Here is a 15,783-nt window from a genome sequence, read left to right as displayed (position 1 = left end):
AGGCAGGAGCAAGTCGTTCGGCGGTTACTTCGGATAACCCGCGCGCTTCATCTCACGTTCCGTGGTCTGCTGCGCCGCTGCCAGCGCCTGATCCACCGTGGTCTGGCCGATCAGCGCGGCCGAGAACAGCTTGCCGACCTGGGTGCCCACGGCCTGGAATTCAGGAATGGTCACCAGTTGAATGCCAATGTACGGCACCGGTTTGAGCGTCGGTTTGCTCGGGTCGGCGGCCTTCAGCGATTCCAGCGTCACCTTGGCAAACGGCGCGGCGCTCATGTACGCGTCGCTGTAGGTCGAAGCGCGGGTGCCCGGTGGCACGTTGGCGATGCCGTCGGTCTTGGCAACCAGTTCGCCGTATTCTTTAGAAGTGGCCCAGGCGCTGAAGGTTTTTGCTGCGTCTTTGGCCTTGGAGCTGGTCGGAATCGCCAGCGCCCACGAATACAGCCACGCCGAGCCTTTGTCGGTGACCTGATGCGGTGCGAAGGTGAAGCCGACGTGCTCGGCGACCTTGCTCTGGGTCTTGTCGGTGACGAACGAACCGGCGACGCTGGCATCGACCCAGATCGCGCACTTGCCGCTGTTGAACAATGCGAGGTTTTCGTTGAAGCCGTTGCTCGACGCCCCTGGCGGGCCGGATTTCTTCATGGTGTTGACGTAGAAATTCAGCGCGTTTTTCCATTCCGGTCCGCTGAATTCCGGTTTCCACTGCTCATCGAACCAGCGCGCGCCGTAGGCGTTGGCGACCGTGGTGACCAGCGCCATGTTCTCGCCCCAACCGGCCTTGCCGCGCAGGCAGATGCCGTATTGCTCTTTGTCTTTGTCGGTGAGTTTTTCAGCGAAACCGGCGATCTCTTCCCAGGTCGGACGCTCCGGCATGGTCAGCCCGGCTTGTTTGAACAAATCGGTGCGGTAATAGGTAATCGAACTCTCCGCGTAGAACGGCAGGGCGTACAGCGAACCCTTTATCGACAGGCCTTCGCGCACCGATGGGAACACATCGTCGAGGGCATAATTGGCCGGCAGGTCTTTCATTGGCTCCAGCCAACCCTTGCCGCCCCAGAGTGCCGCTTCGTACATGCCGATGGTCAACACGTCGAACTGTCCGCCCTGGGTGGCGATGTCGGTGGTCAGGCGCTGACGCAGGACGTTTTCTTCCAGCACCACCCAATTGAGCTTGATGTCCGGGTGCTCGGTCTCGAAAGTCTTCGAGAGTTTTTGCATGCGGATCATGTCGCTGTTGTTGACGGTGGCGATGGTCAGGGTCTGGGCGCCAAGGCTGACGCTGCTGAGGGTCATGCAGGTGAGAGCGAGCAGAGCTTTTGCAGTGGGTTGCATCGTGCACTCCTTTTCTGGCACCCGTCGGGGCAGAAGGACAGTTATTGTTTTTGTGTCTTCCGAATGCAGGAAGAATCTGCGCTGATTACAGCCTTCAATCGAAGGGCTGACAAATCATCCCTAGCACTTTTGTTGATACTTTTTTGCACTGAGGTTTGATTGGTTGAGCGCAGGGAAGGGGCACGCAGCGGACATGTTCTGTCGGATGCGTACAGGTTTTGATTTGAAATGAGCACTTGTGGGAGCGAGCTTGCTCGCGAATCGGTGTGTCAGCGTTATCTGAGTGGGCTGACACTACGCCATTCGCGAGCAAGCTCGCTCCCACAAGGGAATGATGGTGTCAGGAATGGTTTTGTTCAGTCAGACGCTGCACCGCGAGCCGCCGATAGTGCGACGGCGTCATGCCCTTGAGTTGCTGAAAGCGTCGATTGAAGTTGGAAATATTGTTGAAGCCCGACTCGAAACACACCTCGGTGACCGGTTTATCGCCATCGGCCAACAACTCACAGGATTTGCTGATGCGCAGACGATTGACGAACTCGATGAAGTTGCGCCCGGTGGCCTGTTTGAACACCCGACTGAAATAGGTCGGCGTCATTCCCAGATGCTCTGCCACTTCCTCCAGCGAAATGTCGCGAGCGTAGTGGGCGAAGATGTAATCGACAGCGCGGTTGGTGCGATCGATATTGTGCTCGTCGGCCAGCTGTGGAGTGGTGGCGCCGGACAACAATTGGAAATCATCGCTGGCGGCCAGTAACTCCATCAGAATGAAAAAGTGCCCCAGGCGCGTGATGCCCTTGCTGTCGGCGATGCGCTGCATCAGCGTCATCGCCTGACGGATTGTACGTTTGCAGCGGAACTCGATGCCGTACTGCGCGCGCTCAAGCAGTGGCGCCAGGGATTTGAGTTCAGCGAAAACCTGGTGCCCGCTCTCGAACAATTCGTCGGTGAAGTTGACCAGCATGTCGCGTTTTTCGACCACTTCATCTTCGGCCACCTGGCTGATCCAGTTGTGCGGCAGGTTCGGCCCGGTCAGAAACAGGGTTTCCGGATAGAAGTTGCCAATGTAGTCGCCGATGAATACTTTGCCGGAACTGGCCACGATCAGGTGCAGTTCGTATTCCTTATGGAAATGCCAACGTACCAGCGGGCAGGGGAAGCCGTGCTGCCGGTAGATGATGGATAACCCGTTATGGTCATCCATCAATTCGTATGAAGGGTCGGTCACGCGGGCGGTTCGGGTCATGACTGGGCGCTTTTCCTGTTCGCTGCACAAGATCATGCCCCGTTTGCCGTGTTCTGCGCCAGCACGCCTTTGGATCAGGCAGAGCGCTGGCGCGCCTTGTTCAAATTGGCCGTGTGGCAAAAATCAACAATTCGCGATTCTTCAATGAAATCCACATTAATGATGTTGCACCGCTGCGCCCAATCACTTGTGTTTGGGTCGAACCACTTATCAAGTTCGGTGTGAATATCTTTAGGTCCTATCAATGCGGTGTAACTGGTTGCAGACAATGACCATAGTCCCCACTTGGACGGTGGATTTTCCATTACCTCTCCGATGAATTGGCCCAACTCCGTAGTGTCGATGAAGGTTTGGCCACTCCATTTGTGCACGACCCGGTCAATGAACACGTTGCCGTCAAGGGCCCTGTCGGACTCTGCCGCAACCAGTATCCTCTGTTTCGGGCTGATGTTTTTCAATTGCGCCAGAGTCATGTACCGGTTCTGGCGGGGAATAATGCGCTCACCCAGAAAGTGACTGATCATTTGATTAAAGTAGGCATAATCGAAGTCGTTCCCGTCGAGCGAGTGAAAGTCGAGCACAATGAACTCATCAGGATTTTTAATGAGGAAGTCAGTCACGTCCGTCACCAGATGGGCAAGTGTTCGAGAATTACGAGAGCCGCCATGGTGCACTCGGAACTTGCCCAGCCCCTCCGCCTCTGGCTCGTAAATGAAGCGAATGTCCAGCGCTCTGGCGCCATGGTGGAGCTGGTGATAAAACGAATCGTGTTGGCATGCGATCCAATGACGCGGCGCACCGAATAGAGGATAAGAGGCTTTCCAGTCGCTCCCGGCATTATGCGTGCCCGGCAGGGACAGTTCCATCAGAGACAAAACATCAATGCCTGGCGTCGCCGTCATCCATTGAGATGTACTAAATTGAGTGTTCATGAAAGTAACCTGCGTTAATTAAGTTGGTGTACGCCAATATATATTGGCGCTGCAGGTTGTTTATAGAGTGAAGTTTTCGGGTTGCCAATATCAAGAGTAATGCAAGTTGTTAGTGGTCGTTATAACGGGGTTGTTATTTGGTGCGGTTTTTCTCTTCAATCCACTGTGCCATGTATTGTGTGCTTTTTAGTGTGTGATGGCGCAACATGCTGCCGGTAAAGTTATTTCTTCTAAGTTGTGGCAATTGTTGTCGACAAGCGTTGATTCGCTCGATGAGAGCGGCAGCGTGATCAGCACGCTTATAGCGCTGCCCGAGCAATTCGCAACCCAAGTATTGTGCTTGTTGCCACCGCGCCTGATCGTTGTACAGGTCGACCGCATGCGAGGCGAAATCATGAGCGGTATTGACCACCGCCCCCGGCCACGGATGGTCGCCCTGCATCCCTTCGGCGCCGACAGGCGTGGTCACGCTGGGCGTGCCGGACAGCATGGCGTCGACCAGTTTTCCTTTGATGCCGGCACCGAAACGCAGAGGGGCGAGACAGACGCGAGCCGCTGACATCACCTGCAACGCGTCTTCAGCCCGGTTCATGATATGAAAGCCTTGCGCTGCGTTATGCAATGCCGTGGCTTTGGGTGGGGTGTAAGCGCCATAGAGGTGTAATTGAGCCGTTGGCAGTTGCGCCCTGATCAACGGCCATATCGTTGTTTTCAGCCATAACACAGCGTCCCAGTTGGGCGCATGACGGAAGTTGCCAATGCTGAGAAAGTGCGCCCGCTCGGCGTAGCCGGGCGGCGCGGCGGTTGGCTGATCAACCATCAGCGGGCACCAGTGCAGTAACGCATCCGGCAGGCCAAACTGCTCGACCAGCAAATCGATTTCCTCGTCGGAGATGATCAGGTTGAGATCGCAGCGGTAGAGCGCCGCGATTTCCCGTTTGGCCAGGTCGGTGTCCGCCATTCTCTCGAATTCTTCGCGCAAGGCCGACGTGGTAAACAGATCACTGAAATCGTTCTGATCTTCATTGACCTTAAGGCGGTCCTTGAGCCGTTGATGACGGGCATGGCGCAGGCTCTGCAGATCGGAGGTTTCCAGCATGCGCAGTGCGTTTGGGCAGTGTTTTTCCACACGCCAGCCAAACTGCTCTTCCATCATGAACTGGTCAAACAGCACGATATCCGGCGCCAGTGCGCGGATGAAGGTGTCAAAACTGCTGTTGTTGAGTTCAATCGGGACCTGGCGAATGCCCAGTGCGCTGAGATCTGCCATGTGTTCGCCCGGGCTCGCCGGGCTGCTGAAGGTGATGTCCCAGCCTTGCGTCAGGAACGCGTCGAGGATCTGCATGACATGCCCGCTCGCCGCCGAGGAGCGCGGCTCGGGCCAGACGTAACCGATGACCAGGACTTTGGTGGCTGGAGACTGAGTCATGAACGGCGATCCTGAGCAGTGAGCGGGCACAAAAAAGGGCGCAATTAAACCACAGTGATGGTTGTCTGCGCCCCTCTCGTCAACAGTGCAGCCTCAAACCTTCATCCAAAAGCCGGTTTAGCCAGACTGAGCAGAAGCGGGCCTGCAAGAAACTCACCGGCAGCGGTGTTCTTGATCGAGTTGTCGATAACCGAAAGGTTGAATTTAAAAGTGACCGGGCTGGTCTGGTATTGATCAATCAAGGCAACCGCCAATGTATAAGAGTCGGCATTTAACAGTGCCGGGTGTTCTTGCACTATTTTTTGATGGCTCGCAAATGTTGACTCAAACTCCTCGAAGTATTTCAGGATGGCTTGTTGGTGGTGTGGATTTGCCAGATTCTTGGGATGTGCCTTGCGTGGATTTCTGGCGAACTCCAGCAATCCGACAGCGTTGTATTCCGCCGGAGCGGCTTTTTTGAATGTTTCACCGTAGTAGAAGTCAAGTGTGTCGGGTGCACCATGAGATATTTCATGCACGATAACATCGCCCATCCGCGCATCGTCATACTTTACTACCTCGTAGTATTCATCCAGGTTGTCAGGGTACATAACCAGGAAAGTTCTGTTGTTGACGTCCAGTTTTGTATTTGATCGCACAGCTGTTTGCCAGCGTTTATAGGCTTCAGGCTGTAAAGCGGCGAGGGCATCGGTACCCGGTGGCCGAAAGATCATGTTATCCAGTGTGACCGAGTCGAGATCTTTGCGCATGCTCCGCAAATTTTTGGTGATGTGCTCGATCGCCTCATTCGAATTGCTACCGAATACATGTTTGATGACGGATCTGACGTCGTCGTTCTGAGCCTCCGAAATGAGCTGGATGGTGTTGTCGATTTTTCTTTTGGCGTGCGGAATCGCTTTTTTCAGATATCCCCGGGTATAACTGAACGGCTTTGCTCGCTTGAGAGGATTGCGAAGAAAGTTGACCAGTTTCAGGTTTTTCAACCGGGGTCCCCACGGTTCACCCAACCGATTCACCGCGTACCACTCATCAGTGCGGCGTATGCCCCATACCTGGAACAGGTCGGTGGCGTTTTGCGCATATTGCCGGGAGCCCAAGCGGATGGGGTCTGTATCGATCGCCGCGGAGAGTACGTGGTAGGACGGTTTTGCAGTCCATTTGCGGGCATCGTGAAGGGCGCCTTCAAGTGCAGCCACACCGCTGTGCCAGCCTTTACGCGCAAATTTCGCACCTTTGATCAGCACATCGGTTGCCCCGTCCAGGGGGTTGACCAGGCTGCTGACCAGTCCAATGCCTGTCGAAGCGATTTTGCCGGCCTTCGTGGCAGCACTCATGCTCGAGGCAACCACGCTGGCAACTTTCGCAATCGCACCGACCACTAACAGAACGGTCATTGCCGCTTCCAGGGTGCATGCCGCACCCCCCTGAATTTGTCGTTCTACATCATCGGAAGTCAGATCTTCGATGCAGGATTTGAACGGCACGACAACGTTGAGGAAGGTGTCCAGATCCTGGTCCCGTTTGATCCGCAGGGCTTCAAGCCGGGTCTGGCCCCAGCACTCTTTGACCAACTCATCGTAAGTCGCTACAGGCCGGTGCTTGAGTACGAAGTTCACCAGGCGATCGAACTCCGTCGAGTAGAAACTTTGATAATACCCATTGACCTGCGCCGGCGGGGCAGCGGACAACTCACCGATTTTGTCGATTACACCCTCACTGACATTGGAGAGGCCGGGCGTTACACCATGGGTGTAGCATTCGATATCGGTAGGTAATTGATGTACTGGAGCGGGCGCAGAGTAGTTCATCCCAGCCGGACGAACCACGGTCTCGGATAGCTTGTTATGCTGGATAAGCGCTGCCAGTTCAGTGTTTTCACGACAAACGCCCTGCAAAGTGAATAACTCGTAACACGAACCCCGGCCTTCGAACTCGCAATAGATCACCACTCCGTAGCGGCCCTTGGCGTGGTCTATTTCTTTGTGACTTTCGGTGGGTTTGCGCCCATTCGTCTTGACGATCGAGTCAATTACCGAGGCGATGGGATTCGCGGGCAAGTTCGTGATCGTTTGAAGTTTCGCGACCGAAGGTCTCACGGTGAACATCGTCACCTTGCCTTTGAGCAAACGAGAGCGATCAGGCAGTGGCAGGAAAGAGAAGGCCTGTTTCAGATGCGTATGCATGGCCTGCATGTGCACGACATAGGCCTGATTGAATTGACGATGAAATTCACCGTCTGGAGAAACCAGCTTACGCAGCAGGCCGGGAAAGGCTTGATAAATACTTTCTGCTTTTTTCAGGTCCCAGTCGCCGGTCGCAAGATCGTTGGACATGTGCAGTTCAACGGGTGACAGACGCAGCGAACCATAAGCATCCTCCAGCGGAGTATTGCGTACTTGTTGCAGGACGTCTTTTTCAAGATAAGTGCAGCCCTTCGCCACCTGCTTGAGAATTTCCAGTGCAACGCTTTTGCGCGTCGGCAATGGACGCGTCAACGTTTCAGCGTTGGCGGCAAGGGTTCTGGCATGCTGCACATAGGCTTGGGTGGCGACTTTCAGTGCCTCAGGGACTGATTTCTCGACATCTGCAGGCGAGACGATTTTATTCAGCACTGCCCAATCGATTACAGGATCTACTGCTGCCAGAGCGTCGAGTTTCTTGCGCGATTCAGTTGCCGGTTGCAGTGTCGAAAGTTGTTGCAGTTGCGCATAAGTCATCGAGCGGGTCGAACCTGGCGCGATGATTTCATACACCGTCACAACTCTGCAGTGTTCGACGCACTGCGGCGTGCCCAGTAACAGCGTGGCAGGCAGATCTTTGACCAGAAACTCTGGCGCGGGCTCTGCCAGTAACAGGTGAGCGGCCAGTGCGACATTGCGTTGGCTCACACGATGATGGGCGATGAGGTGACTTTCGAACCTGGTTTGAACCTCTGCGAAGGATTTTTCCAGATGCTCGGCCGCATATAAATCGAAGCCGGCCACGTGATTGCGTGGCTCGTGCTCACCGACTTGCGAATGAAGATCGAGCAGCATGGAGGTCAGGATTATCTGTTTGCGTGCCGTTGCCGACAGGGGCTGATCCGGCTGCGCGCCATACCATCCCAGATCTCGAACGAAAGCGTCCGCCCAATGAGCGGCGATCGGGCTGGAGACCAGTTGGTCAATGACGCTCTCGGCTTCGGAGCGTGTGAACGGTACTGACCCTTCGCCCTTGATACGTTCCGACAAATGTTCCAGTAAGGACTGACCTTTCAGGTAGCTGACAATCAGTTTGCGAAGCTCGCCGCGTTGAGCGGCGGACAGCGTGGCTGTGTTGCCTTCGCCGGCCTTTATCATTTCCCGGTAGTTACCAAACACCGGACCCGGATCGGGCGTGGCAGCCATGAATGCCACCAGGCGGGAAGTTTCTGCGGCGTTGCGCGGAATCAAATAGCCATGGAATTTCAGCCATTGCGCTAAATCAATCTGATCGGTGTTGGAAATCTTGCCACCGGTCAACTCTGCCATTTCAATCAGTGTCTGCAGGTCTTCTTTCAAATCCGGCGCAAGAACGAAAGCGTTTGCCAGGCCAATGCTGTTGTTCCAGCTTACTGCATTCATTTCCCCTTCAGCCGTTACCTCGAAGACAGAGCGTTCGGACAATTGTAATGCGCCCAGCATCTTTCTGAAGGAGGCCTGTTCGGACATCTTTTGCAGTAGTTGCATACCTGGGAGCAGGGCATCTTCCAAGGACGATCCCGGCTCCAGAGAAAGTTTCGCACCGACCAAAGTAATGGTTTGCGAAGGGGCGTAATCCTTTGCGAGCTGTCTGAGTTTATAAATGGCTTCTTCTCGCTCACGATTATCACTCGGGGTGTGATCGTGTTGGAGGCCGAGGGCATATGGGAGTTTGGATAAGTTGCGGTGGGTCGAAGAGTTTGAGCGTTCGATGTTCATGTGTTCACTTGCTGTTGGTTTGTAAGTTAGGCTTATCCTCTTTTCTAAATGGGCGGTTATCAACAGGGTATGTGTGAGTGAGTTTTTCAGTTGCTCGAAAGTTATTGTTTTTGTATCGAGGCTGGAAGAGGGTCTTTAACTTTTTATGGGTGATGGGTTGTTAGTAATTATGGCTTTTACTTTGTCGCGAAGTTGATCGATAGAAAATGGCTTGCCGATGACATCCATGTCGGCGGGCACGTCAATATTCTCGGCGTAACCGCTGGCAAAAAGGATGGGCAACGAAGGGCGTAGCTCACGGGCCCGTTTAGCGAGTTCGCGACCATCCATGCCAGGCAGGCCGTGGTCGGTCATCATCAAATCGATCGGCTGATCAGGGGCTGCGAGAATCTCGAGGGCCTTGTCGCCGTCTTCAGCCTCCAACACAGCGTATTCCAGCTCCTCCAGCACATCCACAATAAGCATGCGCACGATGGCGTCATCTTCTACGACAAGGATAGTGGAGGCATTGGCAGACATGGCGGGACTCTCAAAAAATGAAATCGGGGGGATACCGGACGATAGAAATTACCGGACTCTTGCATGAGTAAGTGGCGCACAGCCACAAGTTCCCGGCCTGACACAAAAAAGAACAGGCCGGTGCGGTGCGCAAGGATAACCGTTGGCGTCGTCCGATGCGCAGGCGTGCGTAGGAAAATGCCATCATTTGTGTGAGAAAAATGGATCCATGCCAGGGTTTTGGGGCAAACTCTCGGGTTTTCAACAGTTCGACAAGGCTGCCCCATGTCCTCTCCGTCCTCGGTTGATGAACAACGGTTTCGTAAACTCCTGAGTCGCAACGTCAGTCTGCCGCTGGGCGTCGGCGTCCTCAGCGCCGTGTTCTTCGTCTCGCTGATCACTTATTTGCTGTCGGTCATCCAATGGGTCGAGCACACCGACCGGGTGATCAATAACGCCAATGAGGCGGTGAAACTCACCGTCGACCTGGAAACCGGCATGCGCGGCTATCTGCTCAGCGGTGACGAGCACTTCCTCGATCCGTATGAAACCGCCAAGCCGCGCATCGCTGTGGCATTGAATACATTGCTGGAGCTGACCGCCGACAATCCGGTGCAGACCGATCGCCTGCGTCGTTTGCAGGCGTTGCAGGTGGAGTGGGCCAACTACGCGCAGTCGATGATCGATCTGCAGCGCAGCAGCGGCGATTATCGCGGCGCGGTCAAGGCCGGGCGGGGCAAGCGCCTGACCGATGAAATCCGCAAGCAGTTCGAAGACGTCATCGAGACCGAGCAAGTGCTGCGCGCCACGCGCAACGAAGACGTACGCCGCACCACGATCTGGAGCATCACGCTGTACCTGATCTTCATCGTTGGTATCAGCGGTTTGCTGGCGTATATCGGGCGGCGTGACCTGCTCAATCTGTCAACCAATTACAGCGCCAATCTGGCCGCGCAACAGGCCAGCGCCGAGCGTCTGGAGAAGCAGGCCTGGCTGCGTAACGGTCAGACACAACTGGCCGAGCAGGTTCTGGGGCAACTGACGCTAAACCTGCTCGGGCGCAATATCCTGCAATTCTGCGCGCAATACCTGGGCACTGCCGTCGCTGCGCTTTATGTGCGCGAGGAACATGGTGGTCTCAAGCGCGTGGCGACTTATGGCTTCTCACGCGAGCAGGAAGAGCTCAATCAAACGATTTACAGCGGCGAAGGCATCGTCGGCCAAGTGGCAGAGCAGGCGCGGCTGATTCGTCTCGATTCGGTTCCGGCCGATTACTTCAAAGTCAGCTCTGGTCTCGGTGCAGGCCTGCCGCACAGTGTGCTGGTGGTGCCGACCAGCGATGACGACCGGGTCAACGGCGTGATTGAACTGGGTTTCCTGCGGCCCCTGTCCGAGCGCGACATCGAGTTGTTGGAGTTGATCGCCGGCAACATTGGCACGTCCATCGAAGCGGCGCGCTACCGTCAGCGCTTGCAGGAAGTGCTCGCCGAAACCCAGCAGCTCAATGAAGAGCTGCAAGTGCAGCAGGAAGAGCTGAAGACCGCCAACGAAGAGCTGGAAGAGCAGTCGCGGATTCTCAAGGAATCCCAGGCGCATCTGGAAACCCAGCAAGTGGAGCTGGAGCAGACCAACGAGCAGCTGGCCGAACAGCGCGATGCGATGGACAAGAAAAATACCGAGCTGAATCAGGCGCAGATTCAGCTCGAAGAGCGCGCAGAGGAATTGCAGCGCTCGAGCAAGTACAAGTCCGAATTCCTTGCCAACATGTCCCATGAGCTGCGCACGCCGCTGAACAGTTCACTGATTCTGGCCAAATTGCTGGCGGAAAACCCGCAGCAGAATCTGTCGACGGAACAGGTCAAATTCGCCGAGTCGATCTACTCGGCGGGTAACGATCTGTTGAATCTCATCAACGATATTCTCGACATTTCCAAGGTCGAAGCCGGCAAGCTCGAAGTGATCGCAGAAAACACCCGCGTCGAGCGGCTGATCGACGGGTTGCGTTCAATGTTCGAACCGCTGGCGGCGGACAAGCATCTGGCGTTCAGCGTTGAGGTGCAGCCGGACGCCCCCGGCGTGCTCTTCACCGATCGCCAGCGTCTTGAGCAGGTCATCAAAAACCTGCTTTCCAACGCGATCAAGTTTACCGAGCACGGCGCCGTCAGCCTGACCATCACCGCGCAGCCGGACGATCACATTGCCTTCATCGTCAAGGATTCCGGGATCGGCATCGCCGCCGACCAGCAGGAAAGTATTTTCGAGGCGTTTCGCCAAGCGGATGGCACCACCAACCGCAAATACGGCGGCACCGGCCTTGGCCTGTCGATCTCGCGAGATCTGGCGACGTTGCTGGGCGGATCGATCAGTGTCGACAGCGTACCGGGGCAGGGCAGTACGTTCACGTTGGTGTTGCCGCGCCAGTATCACGAGTTCGGTGATACGCCTGCTGCGCCACTGACCTTTCACCCGGCACCTTCCGCGCCTGCGCCAGTCGCCGTTGCGGCACCGGTGGCATCAGCGATTCCAGCGGTCATCCCGCGCTTTGCCGATGACCGCGATAAAGCGCCATTCGCTACTCGCTGCATTCTGGTAGTGGAGGACGAGCCGAACTTCGCCCGTATCCTGTATGACCTGGCCCATGAGTTGGGTTACATGTGTCTGGTTGCCCACGGCGCCGACGAAGGTTATGACCTTGCCCGTGAGTTCCTGCCGGATGCGATCCTGCTCGACATGCGCCTGCCGGACCACTCCGGTCTGACCGTGCTGCAGCGCCTCAAAGAGCGTGCCGAAACCCGGCACATCCCGGTGCATGTGATTTCCGTCGAGGACCGTGTCGAAGCGGCCATGCACATGGGCGCCATCGGCTACGCAGTGAAACCGACCACCCGCGAAGAGCTCAAGGACGTGTTCGCCCGTCTGGAAGCCAAGCTGACACAAAAGGTCAAACGCGTGCTGCTGGTCGAGGACGACGATCTGCAACGCGAAAGCATCGCGCGGCTGATCGGCGACGAGGACATCGAAATCACCGCCGTTGGTCTGGCGCAGGACGCACTGGAACTGTTGCGTACAACGATCTACGACTGCATGGTCATCGACCTCAAGCTGCCAGACATGCTCGGCAACGATCTGCTCAAGCGCATGTCCACCGAGGACATCTGCTCGTTCCCGCCGGTCATCGTCTATACCGGCCGCAACCTGACTCGCGACGAAGAGGCCGAGCTGCGCAAGTATTCGCGCTCGATCATCATCAAGGGCGCGCGCTCGCCGGAGCGACTGCTGGACGAGGTCACACTCTTTCTGCACAAAGTCGAATCGCAGCTGTCCCATGAACGGCAGAAGATGCTCAAGACCGCGCGCAGCCGCGACAAGGTCTTCGAGGGTCGCAAAGTGCTGCTGGTGGACGACGATGTACGCAATATCTTCGCCCTGACCAGCGCGCTGGAACACAAAGGCGCAGTCGTGGTGATCGGCCGTAATGGCCGCGAAGCGATTGAGAAACTGCACGAAGTGGAAGACATCGATCTGGTGTTGATGGACGTGATGATGCCGGAAATGGATGGCTTCGAAGCCACCATGGAAATCCGCAAGGATCCGCGCTGGCGCAAGCTGCCGATCATCGCGGTGACGGCCAAGGCCATGAAGGACGATCAGGAACGCTGCCTGCAGGCAGGCGCCAACGATTACCTGGCCAAGCCCATCGACCTGGATCGTCTGTTCTCGCTGATACGTGTGTGGTTACCGAAAATGGAACGCATCTAGTGGAACGCAGCAGTCCGGCCGAACGTAACAGCGAAATCGAATTACGCTTGTTGATCGAGGCGATTTACCTGAAATACAGCTATGACTTTCGCGACTACTCCGGCGCTTCGATCAAGCGTCGGGTGCAGCACGCGCTGAGTCAGTTCGAATGCGCGACCATCTCGGCCCTGCAGGAAAAAGTCCTGCACGACCCGACGGCGTTCATGCAACTGCTGCAACTGCTGACGATCCCGGTCAGCGAGATGTTCCGCGATCCGTCGCACTTTCTGGCGATCCGCAACGAAGTGGTGCCGCTGCTGCGCACCTATCCGTCGCTGAAAATCTGGATTGCCGGCTGCAGCACGGGCGAGGAGGTCTATTCGATGGCGATCCTGCTGCGTGAAGAAGGCCTGCTCGACCGCACGATCATCTACGCCACCGATATCAATCCCCGTTCGCTGGAGAAGGCCAAGCAAGGGATTTTCTCCATGGAAAATGTCCGCGCCTACACCGCCAACTACCAGCAGGCGGGCGGCCAGCGTTCGTTTGCCGACTACTACACGGCGGCCTATGGCTACGCTATTTTCGACAAGAGCCTGTGCGAGAACGTGACGTTCGCCGACCACAGCCTGGCCACCGACAGCGTGTTCTCCGAGACCCAGTTGATCTCCTGCCGCAATGTGCTGATCTACTTCAACAAGAAGCTCCAGGACCGGGCGTTCGGGCTGTTCCATGAGTCCCTTTCCCATCGCGGCTTTCTGGTGCTGGGCAGCAAGGAAACCCTGGATTTTTCCAACTACTCGAGCCAGTTCGAGCCGTTGGTCAAACAAGAACGGATCTACCGCAAATCATGAACGACACTCCGAGCCTGCCTCGCATCGAGGCTGTCGTGATCGGCGCCTCTGCAGGCGGCGTCGAGGCGTTGCTGACCCTGCTCGGGCCGTTGCGCAAAGGCTATGTGTTGCCGATTATCATCGTCCTGCATCTGCCGGAAGAGCGCCGCAGTCATCTGGCTGAAGTGTTTTCCCGGCGCCTGGCGACGCCGGTCAGAGAAGCCGAAGACAAGCAGGATATCGACGCCGGAACTGTGTACTTCGCCACGCCGGGTTATCACTTGTCGATCGAAGCGGATCGCAGCCTGTCGCTGAGTCTCGAGGACCGCGTGCACCATTCGCGTCCCTCAATCGATTACCTGTTCGAGTCCGCCGCCGACGTTTACGGCCCGACACTCGCCGCCATACTGCTGACTGGCGCCAATCAGGATGGCGCGCGCGGGTTGGCCTGCGTCAAGCGCTGCGGCGGCCTGACCATTGTTCAAGATCCCGAGGATGCACAAGTCGCCACCATGCCCCAGGCTGCACTGAACGTTCTGCAGCCGGATCATGTCCTACCCATTCACGGCATCGGCCGTCTGCTAGTCGAGCTGGAACGAATCGCATGCTGAGTAATATCCAAGCCAAACTGTTGATCGTCGACGATCTGCCAGAAAACCTGCTGGCGCTGGAAGCGCTGATCAAGCGCGAGGATCGCACGGTCTACAAGGCTTTGTCGGCGGACGAAGCACTGTCGCTGCTGCTGCAACATGAATTCGCCATGGCGATTCTCGATGTGCAGATGCCCGGCATGAACGGTTTCGAGCTGGCCGAGTTGATGCGTGGCACCGAGAAGACCAAGAACATCCCGATCATCTTCGTCAGCGCCGCCGGCCGTGAGTTGAACTACGCGTTCAAAGGCTACGAAAGCGGTGCGGTGGATTTCCTGCACAAGCCGCTGGATATCCACGCGGTGAAGAGCAAGGTCAACGTTTTCGTCGATCTGTATCGCCAGAGCAAGGCCATGAAGCAGCAGGTCGAGGCGCTGGAGCAGGCCCGACGCGAGCAGGAAGCGCTGTTGCAACAGCTGCAAAGCACTCAGCTTGAGCTCGAGCAAGCGGTGCGCATGCGCGATGACTTCATGTCCATCGTTGCCCACGAAGTACGCACGCCGCTCAATGGCCTGATTCTCGAAACCCAGCTGCGCAAGATGCACCTGGCCCGGGACAACGCCTCGGCGTTCACCCTCGACAAGATGCAGGCGATGGTCGATCGCGATGAGCGTCAGATCAAAAGCCTGATTCGCCTGATCGAGGACATGCTCGACGTGTCGCGGATCCGCACCGGCAAACTCTCGATCCGCCCGAGTCGTTTCGATCTGGTGCAACTGGTGAGCAATCTGCTGCACAACTTTGCCCCGCAAATGGAAGCGGCGGAAACCAGTGTTTCCTTTGAGGCGGCCGCGCCGGTCGAAGGTTGCTGGGACGAGTTCCGCATCGAGCAAGTGGTGTCCAATCTGTTGACCAACGCCTTGCGTTACGGTGGTCGCAGCCCGATCCAGGTGCGCGTCTATCGCGAAGGGGACGAGGCTCGCGTCGAGGTCCAGGACCATGGCATTGGTATCAGTGCCGAGAACCAGAAGCGTATTTTTCAGCAGTTCGAACGGGTGTCCGCCAAGACGGTGGTGGCCGGGCTCGGGCTGGGTCTGTTCATTTCCGAGCAGATCGTCGCCGCCCATGGCGGCTCCATCGTCGTCGAGAGTGAAATCAACGAGGGCGCCCTGTTTCGCGTTTGTCTGCCGATCCAGGAAAACGGCATATCCGACGCAACCTCTGAGTGACCACACGGTCGTATC

The 15,783-nt window shown here is 56.5% G+C and carries 10 protein-coding genes; 4 read left to right on the top strand and 6 right to left on the bottom strand.

Annotation, left to right across the window (positions count from 1 at the left end; all coding sequences use genetic code 11):
• Nucleotides 1–24: 24 nt before the first annotated feature.
• From AC0Z4S_RS16855 to AC0Z4S_RS16830, 6 genes are all read right to left on the bottom strand, one after another.
• On the bottom strand, nt 25–1,335 hold the full coding sequence (locus tag AC0Z4S_RS16855) for an ABC transporter substrate-binding protein (protein ID WP_485623823.1): 1,311 nt from the start codon (nt 1,333–1,335) through the stop codon (nt 25–27).
• Between the two features lie 340 nt (nt 1,336–1,675).
• Nucleotides 1,676–2,581, bottom strand: coding sequence for a helix-turn-helix domain-containing protein (locus AC0Z4S_RS16850; protein WP_485623822.1), 906 nt, complete (start codon nt 2,579–2,581; stop codon nt 1,676–1,678).
• 74 nt (nt 2,582–2,655) lie between these two features.
• Entirely contained in the window at nt 2,656–3,513 is an 858-nt protein-coding gene (locus AC0Z4S_RS16845; protein ID WP_485623821.1) for a phosphatidylinositol-specific phospholipase C domain-containing protein, read from the bottom strand.
• 133 nt (nt 3,514–3,646) lie between these two features.
• Nucleotides 3,647–4,942 (bottom strand): glycosyltransferase, encoded by a 1,296-nt coding sequence (locus tag AC0Z4S_RS16840; protein WP_485623820.1) that lies wholly within the window; start codon nt 4,940–4,942, stop codon nt 3,647–3,649.
• Between the two features lie 101 nt (nt 4,943–5,043).
• Nucleotides 5,044–8,880, bottom strand: a complete 3,837-nt coding sequence (locus AC0Z4S_RS16835; protein WP_485623819.1) for a M35 family metalloendopeptidase — start codon at nt 8,878–8,880, stop codon at nt 5,044–5,046.
• A gap of 135 nt (nt 8,881–9,015) precedes the next feature.
• A complete protein-coding gene (locus tag AC0Z4S_RS16830; protein WP_485623818.1) occupies nt 9,016–9,399 on the bottom strand; it encodes a response regulator in 384 nt (127 codons plus the stop codon).
• A gap of 264 nt (nt 9,400–9,663) precedes the next feature.
• Between AC0Z4S_RS16830 and AC0Z4S_RS16825 the strand changes: the two genes are divergently transcribed.
• From AC0Z4S_RS16825 to AC0Z4S_RS16810, 4 genes are read left to right on the top strand one after another with little or no spacing between them, the layout of a single operon-like run.
• On the top strand, nt 9,664–13,137 hold the full coding sequence (locus AC0Z4S_RS16825) for a response regulator (protein WP_485623817.1): 3,474 nt from the start codon (nt 9,664–9,666) through the stop codon (nt 13,135–13,137).
• Complete coding sequence (locus tag AC0Z4S_RS16820) at nt 13,137–13,970, top strand: CheR family methyltransferase (RefSeq protein ID WP_253502168.1); 834 nt, start codon at nt 13,137–13,139, stop codon at nt 13,968–13,970. Before AC0Z4S_RS16825 ends, AC0Z4S_RS16820 begins: the two co-directional genes overlap by 1 nt.
• Entirely contained in the window at nt 13,967–14,560 is a 594-nt protein-coding gene (locus tag AC0Z4S_RS16815) for a chemotaxis protein CheB (protein WP_485623816.1), read from the top strand. Before AC0Z4S_RS16820 ends, AC0Z4S_RS16815 begins: the two co-directional genes overlap by 4 nt.
• Nucleotides 14,554–15,768, top strand: a complete 1,215-nt coding sequence (locus tag AC0Z4S_RS16810; RefSeq protein ID WP_253502163.1) for a hybrid sensor histidine kinase/response regulator — start codon at nt 14,554–14,556, stop codon at nt 15,766–15,768. Before AC0Z4S_RS16815 ends, AC0Z4S_RS16810 begins: the two co-directional genes overlap by 7 nt.
• Nucleotides 15,769–15,783 lie beyond the last annotated feature (15 nt).

The organism is Pseudomonas sp. 1L-B-1-E-C1, from assembly GCF_057291835.1.
This window is presented reverse-complemented; position numbering and strand designations above follow the sequence as displayed.

Coding starts and splice junctions, on each gene's coding strand:
- AC0Z4S_RS16855 (WP_485623823.1), bottom strand. CDS start 1,335: ATGCAACCCACTGCAAAAGCTCTGCTCGCTCTCACCTGCATGACCCTC.
- AC0Z4S_RS16850 (WP_485623822.1), bottom strand. CDS start 2,581: ATGACCCGAACCGCCCGCGTGACCGACCCTTCATACGAATTGATGGAT.
- AC0Z4S_RS16845 (WP_485623821.1), bottom strand. CDS start 3,513: ATGAACACTCAATTTAGTACATCTCAATGGATGACGGCGACGCCAGGC.
- AC0Z4S_RS16840 (WP_485623820.1), bottom strand. CDS start 4,942: ATGACTCAGTCTCCAGCCACCAAAGTCCTGGTCATCGGTTACGTCTGG.
- AC0Z4S_RS16835 (WP_485623819.1), bottom strand. CDS start 8,880: ATGAACATCGAACGCTCAAACTCTTCGACCCACCGCAACTTATCCAAA.
- AC0Z4S_RS16830 (WP_485623818.1), bottom strand. CDS start 9,399: ATGTCTGCCAATGCCTCCACTATCCTTGTCGTAGAAGATGACGCCATC.
- AC0Z4S_RS16825 (WP_485623817.1), top strand. CDS start 9,664: ATGTCCTCTCCGTCCTCGGTTGATGAACAACGGTTTCGTAAACTCCTG.
- AC0Z4S_RS16815 (WP_485623816.1), top strand. CDS start 13,967: ATGAACGACACTCCGAGCCTGCCTCGCATCGAGGCTGTCGTGATCGGC.
- AC0Z4S_RS16810 (WP_253502163.1), top strand. CDS start 14,554: ATGCTGAGTAATATCCAAGCCAAACTGTTGATCGTCGACGATCTGCCA.